Source organism: Sphingomonas sp. GM_Shp_1 (genome assembly GCF_026540895.1).
GTDB lineage: Bacteria > Pseudomonadota > Alphaproteobacteria > Sphingomonadales > Sphingomonadaceae > Sphingomonas.
Window position 1 is genome coordinate 1 of record NZ_JALNUR010000044.1, and the last position, 21,771, is coordinate 21,771.

Annotated in this window: 23 protein-coding genes; 9 read left to right on the forward strand and 14 right to left on the reverse strand. The window is 67.1% G+C overall.

From position 1 onward, the window contains the following. The 9 genes from OXQ33_RS15785 to OXQ33_RS15825 form a co-directional block, all read right to left on the reverse strand. A partial coding sequence (locus OXQ33_RS15785; RefSeq protein ID WP_267435634.1) for a LacI family DNA-binding transcriptional regulator occupies positions 1-646 on the reverse strand: 646 nt, incomplete at its 3' end. Positions 647-866: 220 nt separating this feature from the next. After that, positions 867-2,549 carry a GMC family oxidoreductase gene (locus OXQ33_RS15790; RefSeq protein WP_267435635.1) on the reverse strand — a complete coding sequence of 561 codons (1,683 nt, stop codon included), beginning with the start codon at positions 2,547-2,549 and terminating at the stop codon, positions 867-869. Between the two features lie 23 nt (positions 2,550-2,572). Further along, a complete protein-coding gene (locus OXQ33_RS15795; protein ID WP_267435636.1) occupies positions 2,573-3,406 on the reverse strand; it encodes a sugar phosphate isomerase/epimerase in 834 nt (277 codons plus the stop codon). Then, the gene (locus OXQ33_RS15800; RefSeq protein ID WP_267435637.1) at positions 3,403-3,993 is read right to left on the reverse strand and encodes a gluconate 2-dehydrogenase subunit 3 family protein; all 591 of its coding nucleotides are present in this window, start codon (positions 3,991-3,993) and stop codon (positions 3,403-3,405) included. Before OXQ33_RS15800 ends, OXQ33_RS15795 begins: the two co-directional genes overlap by 4 nt. Next, the gene (locus OXQ33_RS15805) at positions 3,990-4,799 is read right to left on the reverse strand and encodes a DUF1080 domain-containing protein (RefSeq protein WP_346015356.1); all 810 of its coding nucleotides are present in this window, start codon (positions 4,797-4,799) and stop codon (positions 3,990-3,992) included. The genes OXQ33_RS15800 and OXQ33_RS15805 overlap by 4 nt, the downstream gene beginning before the upstream one ends. A gap of 17 nt (positions 4,800-4,816) precedes the next feature. Beyond that, entirely contained in the window at positions 4,817-5,743 is a 927-nt protein-coding gene (locus OXQ33_RS15810; protein ID WP_267435639.1) for a TIM barrel protein, read from the reverse strand. Then, positions 5,740-7,044 carry an MFS transporter gene (locus tag OXQ33_RS15815; protein ID WP_267435640.1) on the reverse strand — a complete coding sequence of 435 codons (1,305 nt, stop codon included), beginning with the start codon at positions 7,042-7,044 and terminating at the stop codon, positions 5,740-5,742. The genes OXQ33_RS15810 and OXQ33_RS15815 overlap by 4 nt, the downstream gene beginning before the upstream one ends. 72 nt (positions 7,045-7,116) lie before the next feature. Continuing rightward, the gene (locus OXQ33_RS15820) at positions 7,117-8,157 is read right to left on the reverse strand and encodes a sugar phosphate isomerase/epimerase (protein ID WP_267435654.1); all 1,041 of its coding nucleotides are present in this window, start codon (positions 8,155-8,157) and stop codon (positions 7,117-7,119) included. Positions 8,158-8,171: 14 nt separating this feature from the next. Further along, a complete protein-coding gene (locus OXQ33_RS15825; protein WP_267435641.1) occupies positions 8,172-8,561 on the reverse strand; it encodes a cytochrome c family protein in 390 nt (129 codons plus the stop codon). A gap of 119 nt (positions 8,562-8,680) precedes the next feature. Between OXQ33_RS15825 and OXQ33_RS15830 the strand changes: the two genes are divergently transcribed. Continuing rightward, positions 8,681-9,859: a Gfo/Idh/MocA family oxidoreductase gene (locus OXQ33_RS15830; protein WP_267435642.1), complete on the forward strand. Its 1,179-nt coding sequence runs from the start codon at positions 8,681-8,683 to the stop codon at positions 9,857-9,859. 231 nt (positions 9,860-10,090) lie between these two features. Here OXQ33_RS15830 and OXQ33_RS15835 read toward each other — a convergent pair whose 3' ends face one another. After that, complete coding sequence (locus OXQ33_RS15835; protein WP_267435643.1) at positions 10,091-10,546, reverse strand: DUF4126 family protein; 456 nt, start codon at positions 10,544-10,546, stop codon at positions 10,091-10,093. A 120-nt stretch (positions 10,547-10,666) separates the two neighbouring features. Here OXQ33_RS15835 and OXQ33_RS15840 point away from each other — a divergent pair, with 120 nt between their 5' ends. The 3 genes from OXQ33_RS15840 to OXQ33_RS15850 all read left to right on the forward strand — a co-directional run bounded on the left by OXQ33_RS15840 (position 10,667) and on the right by OXQ33_RS15850 (position 12,321). Beyond that, positions 10,667-10,864: a hypothetical protein gene (locus OXQ33_RS15840; protein ID WP_267435644.1), complete on the forward strand. Its 198-nt coding sequence runs from the start codon at positions 10,667-10,669 to the stop codon at positions 10,862-10,864. Positions 10,865-10,870: 6 nt separating this feature from the next. Then, complete coding sequence (locus tag OXQ33_RS15845) at positions 10,871-11,827, forward strand: aldo/keto reductase (protein WP_267435645.1); 957 nt, start codon at positions 10,871-10,873, stop codon at positions 11,825-11,827. A 71-nt stretch (positions 11,828-11,898) separates the two neighbouring features. Next, positions 11,899-12,321, forward strand: a complete 423-nt coding sequence (locus tag OXQ33_RS15850) for a response regulator (RefSeq protein WP_267435646.1) — start codon at positions 11,899-11,901, stop codon at positions 12,319-12,321. On the opposite strand, the gene OXQ33_RS15855 is transcribed toward OXQ33_RS15850, so the two are convergent. Together OXQ33_RS15855 and OXQ33_RS15860 are read right to left on the reverse strand one after the other, a co-directional pair. Then, complete coding sequence (locus tag OXQ33_RS15855; RefSeq protein ID WP_267435647.1) at positions 12,270-14,264, reverse strand: EAL domain-containing protein; 1,995 nt, start codon at positions 14,262-14,264, stop codon at positions 12,270-12,272. The genes OXQ33_RS15850 and OXQ33_RS15855 overlap by 52 nt on opposite strands. 103 nt (positions 14,265-14,367) lie before the next feature. Next, complete coding sequence (locus tag OXQ33_RS15860) at positions 14,368-15,762, reverse strand: helix-turn-helix transcriptional regulator (RefSeq protein WP_267435648.1); 1,395 nt, start codon at positions 15,760-15,762, stop codon at positions 14,368-14,370. Between the two features lie 193 nt (positions 15,763-15,955). Here OXQ33_RS15860 and aceA point away from each other — a divergent pair, with 193 nt between their 5' ends. The 4 genes from aceA (at position 15,956) to OXQ33_RS15880 (ending at position 19,229) form a co-directional block, all read left to right on the forward strand. Then, positions 15,956-17,233 carry an isocitrate lyase gene (gene aceA, locus OXQ33_RS15865; protein ID WP_267435649.1) on the forward strand — a complete coding sequence of 426 codons (1,278 nt, stop codon included), beginning with the start codon at positions 15,956-15,958 and terminating at the stop codon, positions 17,231-17,233. A 25-nt stretch (positions 17,234-17,258) separates the two neighbouring features. Continuing rightward, on the forward strand, positions 17,259-17,417 hold the full coding sequence (locus tag OXQ33_RS15870) for a hypothetical protein (RefSeq protein ID WP_167345467.1): 159 nt from the start codon (positions 17,259-17,261) through the stop codon (positions 17,415-17,417). Positions 17,418-17,607: 190 nt separating this feature from the next. After that, the gene (locus OXQ33_RS15875; protein WP_267435650.1) at positions 17,608-18,567 is read left to right on the forward strand and encodes a cation diffusion facilitator family transporter; all 960 of its coding nucleotides are present in this window, start codon (positions 17,608-17,610) and stop codon (positions 18,565-18,567) included. A gap of 8 nt (positions 18,568-18,575) precedes the next feature. Further along, positions 18,576-19,229: a hypothetical protein gene (locus OXQ33_RS15880; protein ID WP_267435651.1), complete on the forward strand. Its 654-nt coding sequence runs from the start codon at positions 18,576-18,578 to the stop codon at positions 19,227-19,229. Here the strand turns inward: OXQ33_RS15880 and OXQ33_RS15885 are convergent. Together OXQ33_RS15885 and OXQ33_RS15890 are read right to left on the reverse strand one after the other, a co-directional pair. Continuing rightward, positions 19,181-19,774: a DUF4893 domain-containing protein gene (locus tag OXQ33_RS15885; RefSeq protein ID WP_267435652.1), complete on the reverse strand. Its 594-nt coding sequence runs from the start codon at positions 19,772-19,774 to the stop codon at positions 19,181-19,183. The genes OXQ33_RS15880 and OXQ33_RS15885 overlap by 49 nt on opposite strands. A 17-nt stretch (positions 19,775-19,791) precedes the next feature. Next, positions 19,792-20,577, reverse strand: a complete 786-nt coding sequence (locus tag OXQ33_RS15890; RefSeq protein ID WP_267435655.1) for a 3-hydroxybutyrate dehydrogenase — start codon at positions 20,575-20,577, stop codon at positions 19,792-19,794. 130 nt (positions 20,578-20,707) lie between these two features. On the opposite strand from OXQ33_RS15890, the gene OXQ33_RS15895 reads away from it, so the two are divergent. Continuing rightward, on the forward strand, positions 20,708-21,607 hold the full coding sequence (locus tag OXQ33_RS15895) for a neutral zinc metallopeptidase (protein WP_267435653.1): 900 nt from the start codon (positions 20,708-20,710) through the stop codon (positions 21,605-21,607). Positions 21,608-21,771 lie beyond the last annotated feature (164 nt).

Genomic DNA, 21,771 nt, shown 5'->3' on the forward strand with positions numbered 1-21,771 from the left:
CACTCGCCGCCATGCCGTCATGAAACCCTGCCAGCCGCTCATCGGCGACCGAGAAGCTCTGCGGCCCCGCGACAAAACCGATCCGCCGATGACCCGCCCGCGCGACATGCATCGTCATCGCCGCCATCGCGGCGCGGTTGTCGACCCGAACGGTCGAGATGTCGGGCAACCCCTGCCCCGTCGCGATCGCCGCCGCCGCGACGCCCAGTTCCTCGAACAGTCCCGATCCGCTGAGCAATTCGGCAAAGGGCGGGACGAGCAGCACCCCCGCCGCGCCGCTCTGGACCAGCGCACGCACCGCCGCTTCCGCCGCCTCGCGAGTCAGGCCTTCCTCGGCCTGGGCGATGAACTGCAACCCGCGTGCATTGGTCGCCCGGAGCGCGCCCAGCAAAACCGAGTCGATGAACGGTGTCCGCCTGTCGCTATAGAGCAGGCCGAGCATCGTCGCCCGCGCCTTGGCCAGACGGCGCGCGGCGATATTGGGGACGTAACCCAGTTGGTCGATCGCGGCGAGCACCGCCGCGCGGGTCGGCGGGCTGACCCGACCCACGCCGTTGATGACGTTGGACACGGTCATCGCCGACACGCCTGCACGCTCGCCGACCGCGCGGATGGTGACGCCTTCGGGTCGCTTAGCGATCGACATTCAACCTATTCCTCCCCTGCAAGGGGAGGGGGACCATGCGAAGCATGGTGGAGGGGAGTTGCAGGTCGAACCCGCGCCGCGGGTTCGAGGATTGCCGGGGGCAATCCGACCTGCCACTCCCTATCGAGAGCGCGACACCCCTCCGTCAAGCCTTCGGCCTGCCACCTCCCCTTCCAGGGGAGGAATGATAATTCTCGATCTCGAATGACCATGCAGGCGATCAGACCGCCCCCGCCTTCAGCCCCTTGACCGCATGGTCCGCCGCGCGGGCGGTCAGCGCCATGAAGGTCAGCGACGGATTGACGCACGACACCGACGCCATCTGCGCGCCGTCCGTCACATAGAGGTTGGAGGCGTCATGCGCCTGGCTCCATTTGTTGAGCACCGACTGACGCGGGTCCGCGCCCATGCGCGCTCCGCCCATTTCGTGGATCGCGTCGCCGGGGACATGCTCCTGCTCGCCGCTGGTCACGTTCTTGAGGCCCGCCGCGCGCAGCATCGCCTCGCCCTCGCGCCGGGCGTCGGCCATCATCTTCAGCTCATTGTCGCGGAAGGTGACGTCGAACTTCAGCAGCGGTACGCCGAAGCGGTCGACCTTGCTGCTATGGAGCGAGACGCGATTGTCCTCATAGGGCAGGCATTCGCCGAACGCGCCCATGCTGAACTGCCAGGGACCATAGCGGCGCATGCCGTGCTTCATCTCCGCGCCGAAGCCGACCGGCTTGGCGGCGTTGCGATAGGCCGAACCCTGATAGCCATAGCCGCGCTTGAAGCCCAACCCTTCGTCGCCCTTCAGATTGCGGAAGCGCGGGACATAGACCCCACCCGGACGGCGGCCATATTCGATCAGGTCGTCCATGCCCGGAATCTCGCCAGACACGCCGACCCGGAAGATATGGTCCATGACGTAACGGCCCAGCGTCCCGCTCGAATCGAAATGGCTCCGCTCCGAACCCGGTGCGCGCGAGTTCATCAATATCTGCACCGACGCCATCGCGGAGGCGCAGACAAAGACCAGATTGGCGGCAACCGTCTGCGCCTGCCCGGTCTTGGCGTCGATATAGCGGACGCCGGTGACCTTCTTCTTCGCCGGGTCGTAATCGATCCCCGTCACCACCGCGTCGGACTGGAGCGTCAGCCGCCCGGTCGCACGCGCGGCGGGGAGCGTCACGGCTTGCGTCGAGAAATAGGCGCCGAACGAGCAACCATTGCCGCACTGGTTGCGGAACTGGCATTTGGTGCGGTTCTGGTCGGGCTTGTCCTCGGTCATGTTGGACAGGCGGGTATGGATCAGCTTGCGACCCGGAAACTGGCCCTCCAGCCGCTCCTTCAGCCACTTTTCCGCGACGTTCATCGGGATGGGCGGCTGGAACTCGCTATCGGGGAGATAGGGCAAATTTTCGCGCGAACCCGACACGCCGATATATTTCTCGACATAGGAGTACCACGGCGCGACGTCGTCGTACCGGATCGGCCAGTCGGCGGCGACGCCCTCGCGCTTGTTCGCCTCGAAATCGTCGGCGCTCCAGCGGAAGGACCAGCGCCCCCAGATCAGCGACTTGCCGCCGACCGCGCCCGGCCTGATCCAGTAGAATTTGCTCCCCTCGTCATAGGCATAGGGGTTCAGCCGGTCGTCATTGTAGAATTTCTGGTTGCTGGGCGCGACATAGCCCTGCTTGGCGATGAAATAATCGCTCTCGACCAGAGGCTTGGGCATGATGTTGCGCGCGGGCACCTCGAAGGCGGGCTTGCCGTCATAGGGATAGCCCTCGCCATGCTCGACCATGACGCCCCGGTCGAGCATCAGGACGCGCAGGCCCTTTTCGGTCAGTTCCTTGGCGGCGAAACCGCCGCTGATACCCGACCCGATCACGATCGCGTCGAAACGGTTCGTCGCCGCCATGGCTATCCTCCCTTTATCGTTCTTTAAAAGCGCAAGGCGCGCAGCGTCCGGAAACTGGTCGTGATGTCGGGCAGATAGGGCGCGGGCGCCTGGTCGTTCTCGACATAGAAATGCTTCACGCCCGCCAGCCTGTTCAGCTTGAAGAGCGCGGCGAAGTCGATCTTGCCCGCACCCACCGCCGTCATGCTGCCATCGGCGCGCGCATCCTTGACGTGATAGGCATAGATGCGGCCCGCATGCCGCCGGATCAGCGCGGCGGCATCCTCGCCCGCATGGATCGCCCAATAGAGGTCGATCTCCAGCTTCACGAGCGCCGGATCGGTCGCCTTCAACATCCGCTCATACAGGCTGACGCCGCCGGGCTTGTTGGTGAACTCGAAATCGTGATTGTGATAGGCAAAGCCGAGGCCCGCCTTCTTCAACCCTTCGGCGAAGCGGTTGAAATTGGGAAGCGCCGCGTTCCACCCCGCCTCGGTACGATGCTCGTCGGTCATATAGGGCAGGACGACCGTATCCGCGCCCAGCGTCTTGGCCATCGTCACGCATTTGGCGAAATCGTCGCGCAGCAGATCATAGCCGATATGCACCGACGGCGCCTTCAGCCCCAGCCGGTCCTGCGTCCGGCGGAGCATGGCATGGTCCATCGTGTCATAGCCGCCACCGCCATATTCGATCTCGCGGTACCCGATCTTCGCCACCGCCTCCAAGGTCTTGACCGGATCGGCCGAGAAGAGTTCGCGGATGGTATAGAGCTGGAGCCCGATGGCCCCGAGCTGCGCGGCCTGTGCGGTACCCGGCAGCAGCGCCGCCGCGCCCAGGCCAAGGCCACCCCCGATGAGCGAACGCCGATCGATCATGCCGAATACACCTTGTTGACCTGAGAATAGGGGAAGGCACCATTATATTCGCCGGGCACGGGCAGATATTCCCGCTCCTGGGTGATGCCGATCTCCGACGTGTAATAGCCGGTGATGACCAGTTGCCGGAACGGCTCGAAGAACGCCCGGCCTTCGGGCAGGACGCCCTCCATCGCCTCGGTCAGCAGCGTGTCCTGCTGGGCGGGCGTCGCCTTGGCGGCGGGGGTGCGGTTTACGCTCTGGCTGCGCGCCTCGATCGCGTTCAACCCGGCGATGATCGGCACCCGGTCTTCGGGCAGCGACCAGTCGGCGAGCATCTTCTCGATGAACTCGGGCACCTTGGCGGCGATCGCGCCGGGGGTGTCGGTGGTCGGGATCACCCGCTCCGACAGGGCGACCATCGTCGCGCGCTGGGTCGGGGTGAAGACGACGACGCTGGGCGGGCCGTCGGAGATGACGGGGATACTCCCTCGCGTCTGCTCGACCGCGCCCGCCGCGCGGGCGATGGGCGCGAACAGCGCGGAGCCGAACATGGCGGTGATCCCCGCCAAGGCGTGTCTGCGGTCGATATGGGGGTGGGCGATCATCGGGCATCCTCCGGCAGGTCCTGCGCGATCGCCTCGGGTGGCAGCGGACGGACCCAGATGTTGCGGAACGAAACGGGCGAGTCGTGATCCTGAAGCTGGATCGGCGCGGCGTCGCCATGCGCCTGATATTTCTCGACTTGCCGCCAGATGGTGGTGCCCAGCATCGCCTGATGATTCTGGACGACGACGCCGTTCAGCAGCGCGGTGACATAGGCGGGCCGCAGCAGCTTGCCCTCGGGGCCGAAGCGCGGTCGCTCGAAGATGATGTCATAGCTCTGCCACTCACCGGGCTTGCGCGCCGCATTCACCAGCGGCGGCTTCCACGCATAGACCGCGCCCACCTGGCCATCGGCATAGGTCGGGTTGTTATAGCCATCGAGGATCTGCACCTCATAACGCTGCATGAACCAGATGCCGCTATTGCCGCGATCCTGCGACGATTTCTGCGGCGGGTTGGGCGAGCGGAATTCGAGGTGAAGCTGCACGTCGCCGAAGCTCTGCTTCGACACCAGCACGCTCTCCGCCTTGCCGTCGCGCGGCGGCACGGTCAGCACGCCGTTCTGGAGCAGCCATGGCTTGCCGCTGGGCGTCCAGGCATCCATCGAGCGTCCGTCGAACAGCACCACCGCGTCGGACGGCGCGCCGCCGGGTTGCGCGGCGGGCGTCACCACCTTGGGCGCGGGCCGGTCGGGATCATGGACATGCCATTGGCCGCCGGGCAGGATCGGCGTGTCGCGGAACCCCAGACCCGGTTTATCCTGCGCAACCGCGCCACTTGCCACGGCCAAGGCGATCAACGGTAGCATCCGCATCGCTCCCCTCCTCATGCTGTCGGATCGATCGCGCGATAGGCGGCGATCAGCTTCTCTTCGCCCGCACGGCCCTTGATCGAATTGCCATGCTCCATGCCGATCACGCCCCGGTAGCCACGTTCCTTCAGGAAACGGCAGACATTGGCATAGTTGATCTCGCCGCTGCCCGGCTCGTTGCGCCCCGGATTGTCGCCGAACTGGATATAGCCGATCTCGTCCCAGCACAGCTTCAGCGTCGGGATCAGATTCCCCGACTGAATCTGTTCGTGATACAGGTCGGCCAGCACCCTCACGCCCGGACTGTTCGCGCCCCGCGCCACCGCATAACCCTCCGCGATAGACTGCATGAACACGCCCGGATGATTGGTCCGCGTGTTGAGCGGCTCCATCACCAAGACCAAACCATGCGGCGCGACGATATCGCCCGCGCGGCGCATCACGTCGATGATCCGCCCCTGCTGGATCGCGGGGTGCAGCTTCTTGTCCATGAAGCCGGTGACGACGGTCATGTGCCTGGCCCCGACCCGCTTGGCGACGTCGACCGCGCTGCGGATATCGGCGAGGAACCCCTGCCGCTCGGCATCGTCCTCGCCGCCCAGCAAGGGCCGCGATTCCGACCATTTGGGCATGGAGGCGACGAACACGCCCATCGTCATCTTCCGGTCGCGAAGCGCCTTGGCGATCGCCTCCTGCTCCGGCACCGGGCGGAGGGCATATTCATTGTCCTCCCATGCCCAGAAGCCCTGATCGGCGGCATAGGCGATCTGCTCGACCGAGCTGTCGCCGCGGCTGGCGAAGCTGCCCAGATGCGGCGCGAAACCCAGGGTGAAGCGCGCGGCGTTGGAGGATGGGACCGCCCGCCTCTGTCCCGCCAGCGCGGCGGCGGCGGGAATGGCGGCGGCGAGGCCGCCCATCACGGTGCGACGCGACCAGCTCATGCGACATTCTCCGCTACGGGCCCAGACGGGCGGCGACGCTCGGCCAGCCAGATGCCGCCGAAGACGAACAACAGGATCACCGGCACCAGCGCCAGCCGGGCGAAGGACTGCGACGCCGCCGCATCCTCGACCTGGCGCAGCGCCTCACCGGTCAGTCGCTTGAACGCCTCCGGCCCTCCGGCCAGTTCGACCTTGGCGGCGTCGAACATCGCGCCCAGCCGGGGCAGCACGAAGAAGCTGGCCAGCGCGCCCGCCGATCCGACCAGGCCCAGCGCCCAGGCCCCGCCCCGCGGATAACGCTCGGCGACCGAGGCGAGCATGGTCGGCCACATCGCGCATACGCCCAGCCCCCAGACGGTCGAGGCCAGGATCGCCGCCACCGGCGACTCGGCGCGCGACAACAGGAACAGGCCGATCCCCGCCATCAGGCTCGACACCCAGAGCAGCCCCGGATTGGACAGCCGCCCCGCAATCCGCCCGGCAAAATGGCGGAACACGAACATCAAGGCGCTGACATAGACGAGCAGCAATATGCCGCGCATGCCCACCCGGCTGCTCAGCGCCACGTCGAGCCACTGGCCCGGCGCCAGTTCCGACGCGGCGGTCAGGAACATCGCGGCGAACCAGACGAAGAAGCTGGGGCGCTTGAACACCTCCGCGATCATGCCGCCGAAGCCGACATCGCGTACCTCGCGCGGGACCGGCGGGAAATGCGTGGTCGCCGCCATCGCCAGCACGCCGAGCGCGGGGATCAGGACCAGCGCCATGATCGCCTGCCACGACAGAAGCTCCGCCAGCAGCACGCCCGCCAGCCCGCCGACGATCAGCCCGCCGGGATACCAGGCATGGAGCACGTTCAACCGGTGGGTCGTCTCTTCCGGGTAGAGCCGCGCGGTCAGCGGGTTGATCGACGCCTCCGCCAGCCCCCAGCCGATCCCGCTCAAGAGCATCCCGCCCCAGACGATGTGATAGACCGCCATGCCGGTCGCGATCTGGCCCGCGCCGATGATTGCCGCCGTCCCGACCAGGAAACACAGGCCGCAACCGATCAGCATCCGCCGCGCGCCGATCCGATCGAGCAACGCGCTCGCCACGAACAAAGTCGCGGCAAAGCCTAGAAAGGCCGAGCCCAGGGCCGATCCGATCAACTCCCCCGCCTCGACCGGCGCGATGGGGTCGATCCACTGCGCCTTCAGGCTGCTCGCCACCGCCGCGCGCAAGGCCGCGCTCGCCGCCGCCGTGAACAGCGCCAGCACGCTCAGCCAGAACAGCCGCGACCGATTGTCCGGTATCGCTTCCATGCCCCACTCCCGCTTCTTATATTTTTTGTCAGACTTTACCGTCCGGGGCGGATGGTCAAGCCCATGCAATCGTTAAATTCCCAGCCAGCGCCGATTGGCCGCCGGATCGCCGCCACCGGCGAAATCGTCGAAGGCGCGCTCGGCGCGGCGGATCATATGCGCGGCGATGAAGGGTGCGCCCTCGCGCGCGCCATCCTCCGGATGCTTCAGGCAGCATTCCCATTCCAGCACCGCCCAACCGGCATAGCCATATTGGGTCAGCTTCGAGAAAATGCCGCCGAAATCCACCTGCCCGTCGCCCAGCGAACGGAAGCGCCCCGGCCGGTCGACCCAGTCGCTATAGCTGCCGTAGACGCCAGCACGACCGGTCGGGTTGAACTCGGCATCCTTGACGTGGAACATGCGGATGCGGTCGTGGTAGAAGTCGATGAACTGCAAATAGTCCATCGCCTGCAACACGAAATGGCTGGGGTCGTAGAGGATATTGGCGCGCTGATGGCCGCCCACCGCCTCCAGGAACCGCTCGAAGGTCGTACCGTCGTGCAGGTCCTCGCCGGGATGCAGTTCGTAGCACAGGTCGACGCCCTCCTCCTCGAACGTATCGAGGATCGGTCGCCAGCGCTTGCCCAGTTCCGCGAATCCTTCCGCGACCAGTCCACCGGGCCGCTGCGGCCAGGGATAGACGAAGGGCCAGAGCAGCGCGCCGGAGAAGGTCGCATGGGCGCTTAGTCCCAGTCGCCGACTGGCCTTGGCGGCGTAAAGCAGTTGCTGGACCGCCCATTGCTGCCGCTCGGCGGGCCTGCCCCGCACCGCTTCGGGCGCGAAGCCATCGAATGCCGCGTCATAGGCCGGGTGGACCGCGACCAACTGCCCCTGCAAATGCGTCGACAGCTCGGTGATCGCCACCCCGGCATCGGCACAGCGCCCCGCCAGATCGTCGCAATAATCCTGGCTCTCGGCGGCGAGCTTCAGGTCGATGCAGCGCGCGTCCCAGGTCGGGATCTGCACGCCCTCATAGCCCGCCTCGGCCATCCACCGCGCCGCCGAGTCCAGCGTGTCGAACGGCGCGGCGTCGCTCATGAACTGGGCGAGGAAAATGCCCGGTCCGCGCATGGCTGGCGCGGCGGTCACTTCGCCGTCTCGGCCTTGAGATAGGCGATCAGGGCGGCGCGCTTGGCGGGGTCGGCAACGCCGATCGGCATCCGGGTGCCGGGCACCTTCTTCATCGGCGCGGCGATGAACTCGTTCAGGGTCTTGTCGTCCCATTTCAGCCCGGAGGCCTTCATCGCGGGCGAATAGTTGAAGCCCGGGACCGATCCGGCCTGCCGACCGATCACACCGTTCAGATTGGGACCGACGCCGTTCCGCCCGCCCTTGTTGAGCGTGTGGCAGGCCCGGCACGCGGCGAAGGCCTGCGCGCCCGCTGCGGGAGCGGACTGGGCATTGGAGGGCGCCTGCACGGCCAGAACCAACACCACGGCCCCAGGCAATGCGGCCAGCCAAAGCAGCTGCCTCATGATCACTCTCCTGTATTTTTCTTTCCCAGACTCGCTGGTTCACCGTGAAGTTTAACGGTAAACCGCTGCCGTGCAAGCATCGAATGTCGCCGGATGAGCGATAGGTGGAGGAGAGGAATATGGCGGAACGCAGGCTGAAGCTGGCGATGGCGGGTGGTGGTGAAGGCGCGTTTATCGGCGGCGTTCACCGGATGGCGGCGGCATTGGACGGCGACTGGCAGTTGGTCGCGGGGACGTTCAGCAGCGATGCGGAGCGCAACCGACGCAGCGGCGAGATGCTCGGCCTCGCCCCCGACCGGGTCCATGCCTCGATCGAGGCGCTACTGGCCGACGAACGCGCGCGGCCCGAGGGGGATCGGATCGACGCGGTCGCGATCGTCACCCCCAATCATCTCCATGCACCGATGGCGATCGCGGCGCTGGACGCGGGTTTCCCGGTGTTCAGCGAAAAGCCGATGGCGATGAACCTGGCCGAAGCCGGCGCCATCGCCGACGCGGCGCGCCGGTCGGGGCAGCTTTATGCCCTCGCCTTCACCTATAGCGGCTATCCGATGGTCGAGGAGGCCCGCGCCCGCGTCGCGCGCGGCGATTTCGGCGCCATCCGGCTGGTCCATGTCGAATATGTCCAGGGCTGGCTCAGCAGCCCGCTCGACCGTGAGGGCAACAAGCAGGCCGAGTGGCGCACCGATCCGGCGCGGGCGGGGCTCGGCGGGGCGCTCGGCGATATCGGCACCCATGCCTTCCAGCTTGCCGAGCATGTCTCCGGCCTGACGGTCGAGGCCTTGTCGGCGGACGTGACGACCCATGTCGCGGGGCGGATGCTGGACGACGACGTCAATGTGCTGCTCCGCTTCGCCGAAGGGGCACGCGGAACACTGCGCGCGACGCAGGTCGCGGCGGGCGAGGAGAATGGCCTGCGCATCCGCATTCATGGCGAAAAGGGCGGCCTGGAATGGTCCCAGATGGAGCCGAACACGCTTGTATTGCGCTGGCTCGACCGCCCCGCCGAGATCGTCCGCGCCGGTGGCCCGGGCCTCAGCCCCACCACCCTGCCCCGCCTGCGCACCCCCGCAGGCCATCCCGAGGGCTATATCGAGGCGTTCGGCAACCTCTACCGCGCGGTGGCGGGGACGCTGCGCGACGGCGGCCCGGCGGATGGCGGCGCATGGGGCGAGGCGACCTGGTTCCCAGGGCTGGAGCCAGGTCTGCGCACCATGGCCTTTGTCGAGGCGGTGCTGGCCAGCGCGGCATCGGAGGAGAAGTGGACGGCGTTTCCGGCTTTAGACGAAGGCGATTGAGATTCCTTCTTTCCCTCGCCCTTCATAGAGGGGAGAGGGTTGCGCAGACTTAGGCTTTGCAAAAGCAAAGGCTTAGTCGGAGCTGGGTGAGGGGTGGAGCGCGCAACGCGCGCGCGAGCCTGCGGCTCGCTCAACCCCTCACCCAAGCTGCGCTAGCCAGCAGGCTGGCAAGCTCCGCTAACCCTCTCCCCTGTCCAGGGGAGAGGGAAGAAGAAGTAGCATGTGCGTCGGTCAGACCGAATTCTGCCCCCGCACGATCCCCACCGCGCCCGCCAGGACGGCGGCGTCCTCGGCGAAGCCCGTCTTGGTCTGACCATAGCGGCCCAGCGCCGCCATCCGGCCGCGCCAGCCGGGATAGGAGGCGATCACCGCCGTCACCCCGCCGATCGCCGCGCCCAGCCAGCGACGCTTCGGGTCGGCCAGCGCCGCGCCCGCGATGGCGGAGGTCGTGAAGCGCGCCGCAAGCCCGATGGGGACGATCCGGTCGGGCGCGGTCTTCTGCTTGTCGCCCGCCATCTCGCCGATCGCGAGCGCCAGCGTACCCACCGCGACGACGGGGTTGCCCAACCAGCGCAGCACCCCCTTGCCCAGCGGCAATTCCCCTCGCGCCGCCGCGATCGACACGGCGGCCAGCGGCGTCATCGCGCGCTGTCCGCCGACCAGACCCATTTTGAACGATGCGAGCATGACGTCACCTCTCGGATACGGATAAGCAGGCCGCGACAACGCGCGTCGGCGGGCGAAGGGTTCCGTTCGGGTTTCGCAAGCCCCTTCCCCATCGACCCCCGGCTGCGCCATGATGACGGCATGACCCGTATCCTCCTGACCGCCGCGCTGCTGTCGCTCGCCGCCTGTTCGTCCAGCGACCAGCCCACCGGCCTGAGTGCCGAAGAGAATCGTCAGCTCAACGAAGCCGCCGCGATGCTCGACGCCAATGCGGTCGATCTGAACGCGATGGCCCCTTCGGACGTTGAGGCGGAAAATCCCACCGATAATGAAAGCTGATCGTCCATGACCGACACGCCGCTCCGCCGCCTGGGCTCGACCGACCTGATGATCGCGCCGCTGGTGCTGGGCGGCAATGTGTTCGGCTGGACCGCCGACCGGGCGGCGAGCTTCGCGGTGCTCGACGCGTTCGTCGACCGGGGCGGCACGATGGTCGACACGGCGGACGTCTATTCCGCCTGGGTCGACGGCCACCGGGGCGGCGAGTCCGAGACGATGATCGGCGAATGGCTGAAGGCCAGCGGCAAGCGCGACCGGGTGCTGATCGCTACCAAGGTCGGGATGCTGCCCGGCGAAGGCGGCGAGAAGCTGGCCCCCGCCCGGATCGCGGCGGCGGCGGAGGCGTCGCTCCGGCGGCTGGGAACCGACCGGATCGACCTGTATTTCGCGCATCAGGATGACGAGGATCAACCGCAGGAAGTGGTGATGGAAGCCTTCGCCAAGCTGGTCGAGGCGGGCAAGGTCCGCGTCATCGGCGCGTCCAACTTCCATGCCGCCCGGCTGAAATCCGCCAACGAGGCCGCGCGCGACGCCGGACTGCCGCGCTTCCACGTCCTGCAGCCCGAATATAATCTGGTCAGCCGCCACAAGTTCGAGGGCGAGCTTCAGGATTATTGCATCACCGAGAATATCGGCGTCGTGCCTTATTATGGTCTCGCCGCCGGCTTCCTGACCGGCAAATATCGCAAGCCCGCGGACCTGTCGCAGAGCGTGCGCGGCGGCCAGATGGGCGAGTTGCTGCGCGGCAAGGGCGCGGACGTCCTCGCCGCGCTGGACCAGGTGGCGGAGGAGACCGGCGCGACGCAGGCGCAGGTGGCGCTGGCCTGGCTGATCGCGCAGGAAGGCGTGACCGCACCGATCGCCAGCGCGACCCGCGTCGAACAATTGTCCGAACTGATGCCCGCCATGACCCTGTCACTGACCAGGGACCAGATCGCGCGACTGGACGAGAGCGGCGCTTGAGCCCGCCGCCAAGGCATTATCTCGGATCAATTGTTGGAACGGGCACCCCGACGGAGATTTATACCCCACTTATGAAGTCCTCTGCCCCTACCATCCTGATCGTCGAGGACCAGCCGCTGCTCTTGCTCCATGTGCAATTCGCGCTGGAGGATGCGGGCTATGTCGTGATCCAGGCGGCCAGCGCCGATGAGGCGCTGATCGCGCTGCAACGGCATCCGGAGATACAGGCGGTCTTCACCGATGTGGCCATGCCCGGCTCCCTCGACGGAGCGGCGCTGGCGGCACGGATCCACCAGACGCATCCGCATGTCGCCGTCCTCGTCACATCGGGCGAGCAGAGCTACATGCCCGACGGTCTGCCCGAAGGCGTGCACTTCGTCCCCAAACCCTATGCCGGGCATGACGTGATACGGCTTCTGACCCAACAACTCGCCTGGAGCCATCACGCCGCCTCGGATTGGAAAGCCATGGGGCGGCCGATCAGATATCCCTGAATCTGGTCGCATCCCAACTGGCACAACATCGCATGTTGCGCCTCCGTCTCCACCCCCTCGGCGACGATCGGGATGTTCAGGCTTCGCCCCAGTCCGATCGAGGCGCGGACGATCGACAGCGCCGGACCATGCTCGCCCATCGCGCGGATGAAGCTGCGGTCGATCTTGATCTTGTCGAACGGGAATTGCTGAAGGCTGCTGAGCGAGGAATAGCCGGTGCCGAAATCGTCCATGACGATCCGCATGCCCGCACGCCTGAGCGTGCTGAGATTGGCGGTCGCGGTTTCGCGATGGTCGATCAGCACGCCCTCGGTCACCTCCACCTCGATCCGATGCGGGTCGATGCCCTGCCCGACGATCGTGGCGAGCATCCGCGTGGCGAGTTCGGGATCGCGCAACTGTACCGGGGACAGGTTGACCGCCATCATCCAGTGCGCGGGCCATTGCCGCATGATGGTCAGCGCTTGCAGGAACAGCCGCTGGCCGATCTCGACGATCAGGCCGTTTTCCTCGGCGATGGCGATGAAGATTTCGGGGCTGATCGGCCCCAGCACCGGATGCGTCCAGCGCGCCAGCGCCTCCTGCCCGATGACGGCGCGGGTGGCGCAATCGGCGATCGGCTGGAACGCCAGCCGGATGTCGCCGCGCTGGCCCGCATCGCGCAACTCATGCGCCAGCCAGTTCCGCTGGCGGCGTTCCTCGTCCATCCCGGCGTCATAATGGCTGGCGCGGTGGCGGCCATCGGCCTTGGCGCGGTAGAGCGCGATATCGGCACAGGCATGGAGTTCGTCGCCCTCCTGCCCATGCCGTTGGGACAGGGCGATGCCGATGCTCAGGCGGATGGCGGGGCTGCCCGGATCGGCGGCGATGATGGCGTAGATCCGCTCGACCAGTGCCGAGGCGTCCCGCTCTTCGGGGCGGAGATGATGGACGATGGCGAATTCGTCGCCGCCGATCCGCGCGACGACATCGCCTTCGCGCGCCGCCTCGGTCAGGACCGCCCCCGCGCGACGGAGCATGGCGTCGCCCTGGGCATGGCCCAGCGTGTCGTTCACCCCCTTGAACCCGTCCAGATCGATGGCGAGCAGCGCGATGCGCCTTCCCGTCCGCAACGCCTCGGTCAGCCGCTTGCCGAAAACGACGCGATTGGCGAGCCCGGTCAGGCTGTCGTGATGCGCCAGATATTCGACCTGCCGCTGGATACGCTCGCGCTCCTCGGCGGCGGCGGATAGCGCATGAAGCCCACGCGCCAGTTCGCCCAGCTCGTCGGGCCGCCGGATCGACGACAGGGGCGGCAGCGCGCGGCCCACGCTCATCGCACGCACCGCCGAGACGATCGCCATCAACGGCCTGATGATCCGGCGACGCAGCCACAGGAACAGCCCGCTGACCAATATCAGCATGAACGCGGCGGCCAGCGCCATTTGGACGAGTGCCCGGCGGGTCAACGCCTCGACCAGCATGGTCCGCGCATTCAGTTCCTGCCTCAGTCCCTGCCGGAAGATGTCCCGGTGATATTCCAGTCGCCGCAGCGCCCCCTCGAAGCCCGGCAGGGTGGCGGCGACGGTTTCGGGACGATCCTGCGCCTGCCGCACCAGATCGACCGTCGTGCGTGCCAGGTCGCGCTCGGCCCGGCGCAGGTCCGCCTCGGCATTGCGGAGGCCGGAGGGCATTTTCTCGGCGACGGTGACCGAGTCGCGCAGCTGGGTGGCGATGGTTTGCCGCATCCGGTTCCACTGCGCATCCGCCCCCGGTTCCCCCAGATAACGGGGCAGGTTCACGACCGACCTGTGCAACTGGCGCAAGCTGCTCTCTTCGACGGCATAGGCTTGCAGCACCGTGGTGATCCGGCGGCTCGCCTCGATCGTCGCCAGCAATTGCCGGTTGAGCAGCCAACTGGCCGCGCTCAGCGTCATGAAGATGCAGAAGACAGCCGTCAGCATCGCTGCGAAACGAAATTCAAGCGAACGAAACCGGCGCGCTAACCAACTCATCTGCCGGTATATAATATGTTAGGCCCTTATTTTTGATGAAGGGCGGATGCTCTCAGTCGCCGGCGAAATTCAGGGCGTTGAGCGGGCGCTCGCGCTCCTGGACCGACAGCGCGCGACCGATCGGGGCATGGGCACGCTGCGGGCAGTCGACGCGCAGGCAGCGACGGCATCCTGGTCCGATCGGCCGTGCTTCGCCGACCGGATCGCGTCCGCGCGCCATGGCGAGATGACCGGCAAGCCCGGCTTCCAGTCCGATAACCACCGCGAAGCTGGCGGTGACCCCCGCCAGCGATCGGCCCGCGTGCCCCCCCGCCTGGGCCAGCGTGACGAAATGCGCGCCATCGGGCATCGCCACCGCCTGATAGAGCGGTTCCCCCTGGCGACCGAAGGCGTCGAAGACATTCCATAGCGGACACACCCCCTCCGCCTCGACCAGCGCGGCGTCGGCGGCCCCGGCGAACCGCTTGGACACCTGCCCCGCCCGGTCGAGCCGCATGAGGAAGAAGGGCAGCCCCCGTGCGCCCACTCGGTTCAAGGTGGTCAACCGATGCGCCAGTTGCTCGAACGAAACGCCGAACCGCCGTTGCAGGATCGCGGTGTCGTAACCGGTCGCCTCACAGGCGCGCAGGAAGCGGGCATAGGGCATGACCAGCGCGGCGGCGAAATATTGCGCAAGATAGCGGCGGAACAGCCGTTCGGCGATGCGATCGCCAAAGGCCGCGCCCCGCGCCAGTGCCTCGATCTCCGCCCGCGCCTCCGATTGCCCCAGTTGCACCGCCAGCGCGAAGACGCGGGCGGGGCCTTCGAGCAATTCCGATAGTTGCAACTGGCGCGCATGCAGGTCCAGCCGCACCAGCCGGTCGGGCAGGATATCGACCGGCAGTATGCGGATGGTCAGCGCATGGCGGACCCGCAGCCGCTCCGCCAGCGCGCCGTAGAGGTCGCCCGCCGTCATCCGCAATTCGTCGGCCCGCTCCTCCGCCATCGCGTCCAGATCGGGGAAGTGGTTGCGCCACCGCTCGATCTCACGCCGAACGAGGGCGGTCGGGTCCGGTGCGACGGACTGCGCCGCTCCCTCCCCCGCGCCACCCCCCAAGCGGTCGAAGGCGCGGGCGAAGGCCTCGGCTCCGGCGGGCGCGGCGGCCAGCCATTCTTCCAGATCGGTGCGGTCGATCTCCAGATCGGCGAACATCGGATCGGCCAGCCGCCGCCGCATCGCCGCCGCCCCGCCCCCCGGCGCATCCGCCGTCAGGCTGCGCGGATCGAAGCCGAACGCCTCGACCAGCCGCACGAGCAGTGTCGAGGTGACGGGGCGCTGGTTGCGCTCGATGAGGTTGAGATAGCTGGGCGAGATATCCAGCATCTCCGCCATCGCCGCCTGCGACAGTCCGTGCTGACGCCGCACCCGCCGCACCGCATGACCCGCGATCAACTTGGCCCCGGCCATCGCCGCTCTCCTATCGTTGAAAGACAGGCTGCCTCGCCGAGTCGCTCGTTGTCAATTCTTTACAACAGGACATCGGATGACCGGATCGCCACCGACGTGACGACGTCGAGAAACCTATGAACCTCATTCTCCGGAGTGATCGAACCGCCCACAAAGGGTCGTCAAGAACAGCCATTTTGTAAAGGACCTCGCGATGACCGGCTTTCAAGACCTCGTGCCCGCTCCCGCCGGTCGGTTCGATGGTATCGCCCGCCCCTACACCCCGGACGATGTCGCCCGGCTGCGCGGATCGATCACCGTCGAGCATACCCTGGCCCGGCGCGGCGCGCTGAAGCTGTGGGAACTGCTGAAGAGCGAGGATTATGTCCATGCGTTGGGCGCGCTGTCGGGCAATCAGGCGATGCAGATGGTGCGCGCCGGGTTGAAGACGATCTACCTCTCGGGCTGGCAGGTCGCGGCGGACGCCAACACCGCCGGGCAGATGTATCCCGACCAGTCGCTCTACCCCGCCAATGCCGGGCCCGATCTGGCTCGGCGGATCAACGCGACGCTCGCTCGTGCCGACCAGATCGAACATGCAGAGGGTGGGGCGACGCGCGACTGGTTCGCGCCGATCGTCGCCGATGCCGAGGCCGGGTTCGGCGGGCCGCTCAACTGCCACGAGATCATGAAGGCCTATATCGCGGCGGGCGCAGCGGGCGTGCATTTCGAGGATCAACTCGCCTCCGAGAAAAAGTGCGGCCATCTGGGCGGCAAGGTGCTGATCCCGACCGCGGCCCAAATCCGCAACCTGACCGCGGCGCGGCTGGCGGCGGATGTGGCGGGGGTGCCGACCGTCATCTGCGCGCGGACGGATGCGGAAAGCGCCCGGCTGATCACCTCGGACGTGGACGAACGCGACCGCGAATTCCTGACCGGCGAGCGGACGGCGGAGGGCTTTTTCCGGCTGAAGGACGGGACCGGCGTCGACCATTGCATCAGGCGCGGCCTGGCCTTCGCCCCCTATGCCGATTTACTGTGGTGGGAGACGTCCAAGCCCAACCTGACCGATGCCCGCCGCTTCGCCGAGGCGATCCGCCGCGAGCATCCGGACAAGATGCTGGCCTATAACTGCTCGCCCAGCTTCAATTGGGAGGCCAATCTCGACCGCGACGATATCGCCCGCTTCCAGCGCGAGATCGGCGCGATGGGGTACAAGTTCCAGTTCGTCACGCTCGCCGGGTTCCACCAACTCAACTTCGGCATGTTCGAGCTGGCGCGCGGCTATCGCGACCGGGGCATGGCGGCCTATTCCGAGCTGCAACAGGCCGAATTCGCCGCCGAGCGCCATGGCTATACCGCGACCCGCCACCAGCGCGAGGTGGGGACCGGCTATTTCGACCTGATCGCGCAAATGGTGGCGGGCGGCGACAGCTCGACCACCGCCCTCGCCGAATCCACCGAGGCGGCGCAATTCGTCCGCGCCGCCTGACCCGACCAGCCAAGGAGAAAATGTCATGCCCACCGAACCGCAACGCAGCCGCGCCGTCTTCTCGACCGAGGACTTCGCCCTGATGAAGGAAGCCATCGCCGAACACGTCAAGCGCGTCGCCGACGATCCCCGCTCGATCAAGTTCGCGCATCTCTATCACCGGCTGGGCCGGATCGCGTCCTGAGGGCGTCCCTTGGCCTTCGACTTCGCTCAGGCCGAACGGAGGTCGGTGCCAAGCCCTCCCTCCGTTCGCGCTGAGCGAAATCGAAATGCACGCCCCTCTTCCTTGGGGAAGGAAGCGACCCCGCCGATGCCCATCGGCGGGGTTTGTTCGGGCAGCGGAACAAGCATCCCGGTCGCACGCTTATCCGCGCATGCCCGACACCGGCCTGACCGCGCGTATCCGCGAGAATCTCGTCCTCTACGGCGCGCTCGCCGCCAATCTGGGCATCGCCGTGGCCAAGTTCGTCGCGGCCGGCATCACCGGGTCCTCCTCGATGCTGACCGAGGGCGTCCATTCGGTGGTGGACAGCGGCAACCAGATCCTGCTGCTCTATGGCCAGAAGCGCGCCAAGCGCCTGCCCGATGCGGTCCACCCCTTCGGCTATGGGCGCGAGCTGTATTTCTGGGCGTTCGTCGTCGCGATCCTGATCTTCGCGCTGGGCGCGGGCATTTCGATCTATGAGGGCTGGCTGCATGTGCAGACGCCCGAGGCGCTGCGCGACCCGACGGTCAATTATATCGTGCTCGCCATCGCCTTCGCGCTGGAAGGTGCGTCCTGGACGATCGCGGTACGGGAATTCTCGCGCGCGAAGGGCGATAGCGACTGGTGGCAGGCGATCCATGAATCGAAGGACCCGGCGGGCTTCATCGTGCTGTTCGAGGATTCGGCGGCGCTGGCGGGCCTGGTCATCGCGGGGTTGGGCGTCTGGCTGTCGCATGCCCTGGACGACCCGCGGATCGACGGCGTCGCCTCGATCCTGATCGGGCTGGTGCTGGGGCTGGTCGCGATCCTGCTGGCGCGCGAGGCCAAGGGGCTGCTGATCGGCGAGCGGGCCGACCCCAAGGTGGTGGAGACCATCCGCACCATCGTCGCGTCGCGCCCCTGGATCACGCGGGTCAACCACGTCCGCACCATCCATACCGCGCCCGACAGCATCTTCGCCGCGATCAGCGCCGATTTCGACGACAGCCTGCCCATGGGCGTGGCGGAGACGATGATCGAGGTGCTGGAGGACGATCTGCGCCGTGCGGTCCCCAGCCTGTCGTCCATCTATATCCGGCCGGAGAAGCATGAAAATGCCGCTCCGCCCGTGCCGCCCGCCGCGCTATAAGGATCGCCATGACGAAGCTGATGCGAATCGCCATTGCCCTGATGCTCTGGCTCGGCTGTGCGTTGCCCGCACAGGCGGCGGTGACCATAACCTTCTGGAGCCATGAGCTGGGGAACAGCTTCCCGCATAGCTTCTTTTCCCTGCGGGGAACGATCGATGCCAATGGCACGCCGGTCGACGCCAATTACGGCTTCACCGCCAAATCGGTCTCGCCCGCGCTGCTGATGGGCACGGTCAAGGGGCGGCTGGATATTTCCAAGCCCTTCTACATCTCGACCAGCGACGCGCAGTTCTCCTATGTGATGAGCGACGCGCAATATGCCGATATCCTGGCGCTCGTCGCCGCCTGGGACGAGAAGACCGGCGACGCGCGCTACAATCTCAACAACCGCAACTGCGTCCATTTCGTGCAGGAGGCGGCGCGGCGGCTGGGGCTGGTCGGGCTGGACCATCCCGAATTGATGAAGAAGCCGCGCTCCTATCTGAAGGCCGTGGCGCAGGCCAATGCCGACCGGGTCACGATCATCGGCCAGAACGGCAAGACCTATCTCGCCTCGCTCCCGCCGCTACCGGCCGCGACGGCGGCGACCGTCGCCGCCCCGGCCCCCACGCCTCAGCCGCCGACGGGCACCAGTTCGAGTATGTCGACCACCGATTCATAAGCCGGATAGGGAAAGGCGATCCGCCAGTGCTGGGCGTCGATCCGCTCCAGCACACCCGCCATGTCGCGCGCCCGGTCGCGCCCATAGGCATAGGAGCGTTCCTCATCCCCCAGGATCAACGTGCCCAGGAAGATGCTGCGCGCATCGGTATCGGGAAAGATACGCCCGCTCAGCCGCTGCGTCCCGTCGAGCTTGGTCAACTGCGAACCGTTGTCCGTCACGCGGCACCGGAAATAGGGATAGGCGACATAGGTCAGCAGCGCGCGTCCCTGCGACCCCAGCTTGATCGTGCGACAGCGATAATCGCCATCGGGCAGGCCCGGCTCCGCGATCGAATGATCCGGGTCCGCCAGCGAGCCGAGCGCCGCGACCGCCGCCGCCGATCCGCCCGCCCGTGCCTGCGCGATGCCCTTCACCCAGGCGGTCCGCCAGCCGCGCAGGCGAACGCGGTCGTCCTCGGTCGCCGCCAGCCGCCAGTCCGCCGCCTGCTCGACCCGTTGCGCGACCGCCGTACCGACCGCACCCAACGCCATCGCCGCAGCCACCAAGACCGCCGCCGCCCTCATTGCGCGGTCCAGCCGCCATCGACCGACAGGTTCGCGCCGGTGATCGACTTCGCCTCGTCGCGGCACAGGAACAGCGCCAGCGCCGCGACCTGTTCGATGGTCACGAATTCCTTGGTCGGCTGCGCCTTCAACAGAACCTCGTCGATCACCTGCTCGCGGCTCATCCCCCGCGCCTTCATCGTGTCGGGAATCTGGTTTTCGACCAACGGCGTCCAGACATAGCCCGGCGAGATGCAGTTGGCGGTGATGCCGTCGGTCGCCACCTCCAGCGCCACCGTCTTGGTGATGCCGACCACGCCGTGCTTGGCGGCGACATAGGCCGACTTGTTGGGGCTGGCGACCAGGCTGTGGGCCGAGGCGGTGGTGATGATCCGTCCCCAGCCCTTCTGGCGCATATGCGGGATCGCCGCGCGCATCATATGCCAGGCGGAGGACAGGTTGATCGCGATGATCGCGTCCCATTTCTCGACCGGAAACTCGGTGATGGGGGCGACATGCTGGATACCGGCATTGTTGATGACGATATCGACCGATCCGGTCTCCGCCACCGCGCGCTCGATCATGGCGGCGATCTGTTCCGGCTTTGTCATGTCGGCGGGGTCGTAGAACGCCGTCGCGCCGCTCAGCGTCTCCAGCGCGGCGCGCTCCGTCTCGATCGCGTCGGCATCGCCGAAACCGTTCAGCACGACGCGCGCGCCCTCCGCCGCCAGCGCCTTGGCATAAGCCAGCCCGATCCCCGAGGTGGAGCCCGAGATCACCGCCGTCTTGCCCTTCAGGAACATGCCATTCTCTCCTGCCATGCGCCGCACCATGCGGCCAGACTCGCCGCCGTGCAACCGCCGGACGGCTTTGCGGGTTCATTCGCGCGGAAGACCCGGCAGGCGGGCGAGACGACAAAGGGGTGACGGTGCCATGCGGCTCGACGATTATGACAACGACATCAATGTCGGAGAGGCGCAACCCGGCGGCGGTTTCGGCGGCGGTGGTGGCGGCGGGCTGCTCTTCGGCCTGCTCCCGCTGATCGGCAGTCGCTTCGGATGCGGCGGGATCATCGTGGTGCTCATCATCCTGGCGGTGCTGGGGATGAACCCGCTCGGCCTGCTGACCGGCGGGGGCAATGCGCCCGTGACCCGGTCCGCCGACAGCGGCCAGCAGAGCGCACGCCAGATCTGCGAAGCCTCGCCCGAGCGGCGTGAGGCCTGCCAGGCGTTCAGCAACGCCGACAACACTTGGGAGAAGATCTTCGCCGATAGCGGCCAGCGCTTCGAGGCGCCGGGCCTGCGCTTCTTCGTGGGCAACTCGGCCCAGTCGGGCTGCGGCGTGGCGCAGTCGGCGGTCGGCCCGTTCTACTGCCCGCCCGACCGCACCATCTATCTCGACACGCGCTTCTTCGATGAGCTGGCCAACCGCTTCGGCGCGAAGGGCGATTTCGCCCGCAACTACGTCATCGCGCACGAGTTCGGCCATCATATCCAGACGCTGCTCGGCACCTCGGACAAGGTCCGCCAGGCGCAACAGGCGGCGGGCGAGGCGGAGGGCAATGCCCTGTCGGTCCGACTGGAGTTGCAGGCGGATTGCTATGCGGGCGTCTGGGCGGCGAAGAACCGCGACCGGCTGGAGCCCGGCGATGTCGAGGAAGGCATGACCGCCGCACGCGCCATCGGCGACGACACGCTCCAGCGCGAAGCGACCGGGCGGGTCGTGCCCGACAGCTTCACCCATGGCTCGTCGGAACAGCGGATGCGCTGGCTCCGTCGCGGCATGGAAACCGGTGACCCCGCCCAGTGCGATACGTTTTCGGGCGCGATTTGAGGCGGCGGGGATAGCGCGGCTGTCTGCCGAAGGGAATTATCGAAGGTCTGACGCCCGCCAAGCACGCTCCCCCTCCCGCAGGCGGGAGGGGCGTCATTGAAGGGCCAGCGCCTGCCAAACGCGCCCCCCCTCCCGCAAGCGGGAGGGGGTCGGGGGGAGGGAAC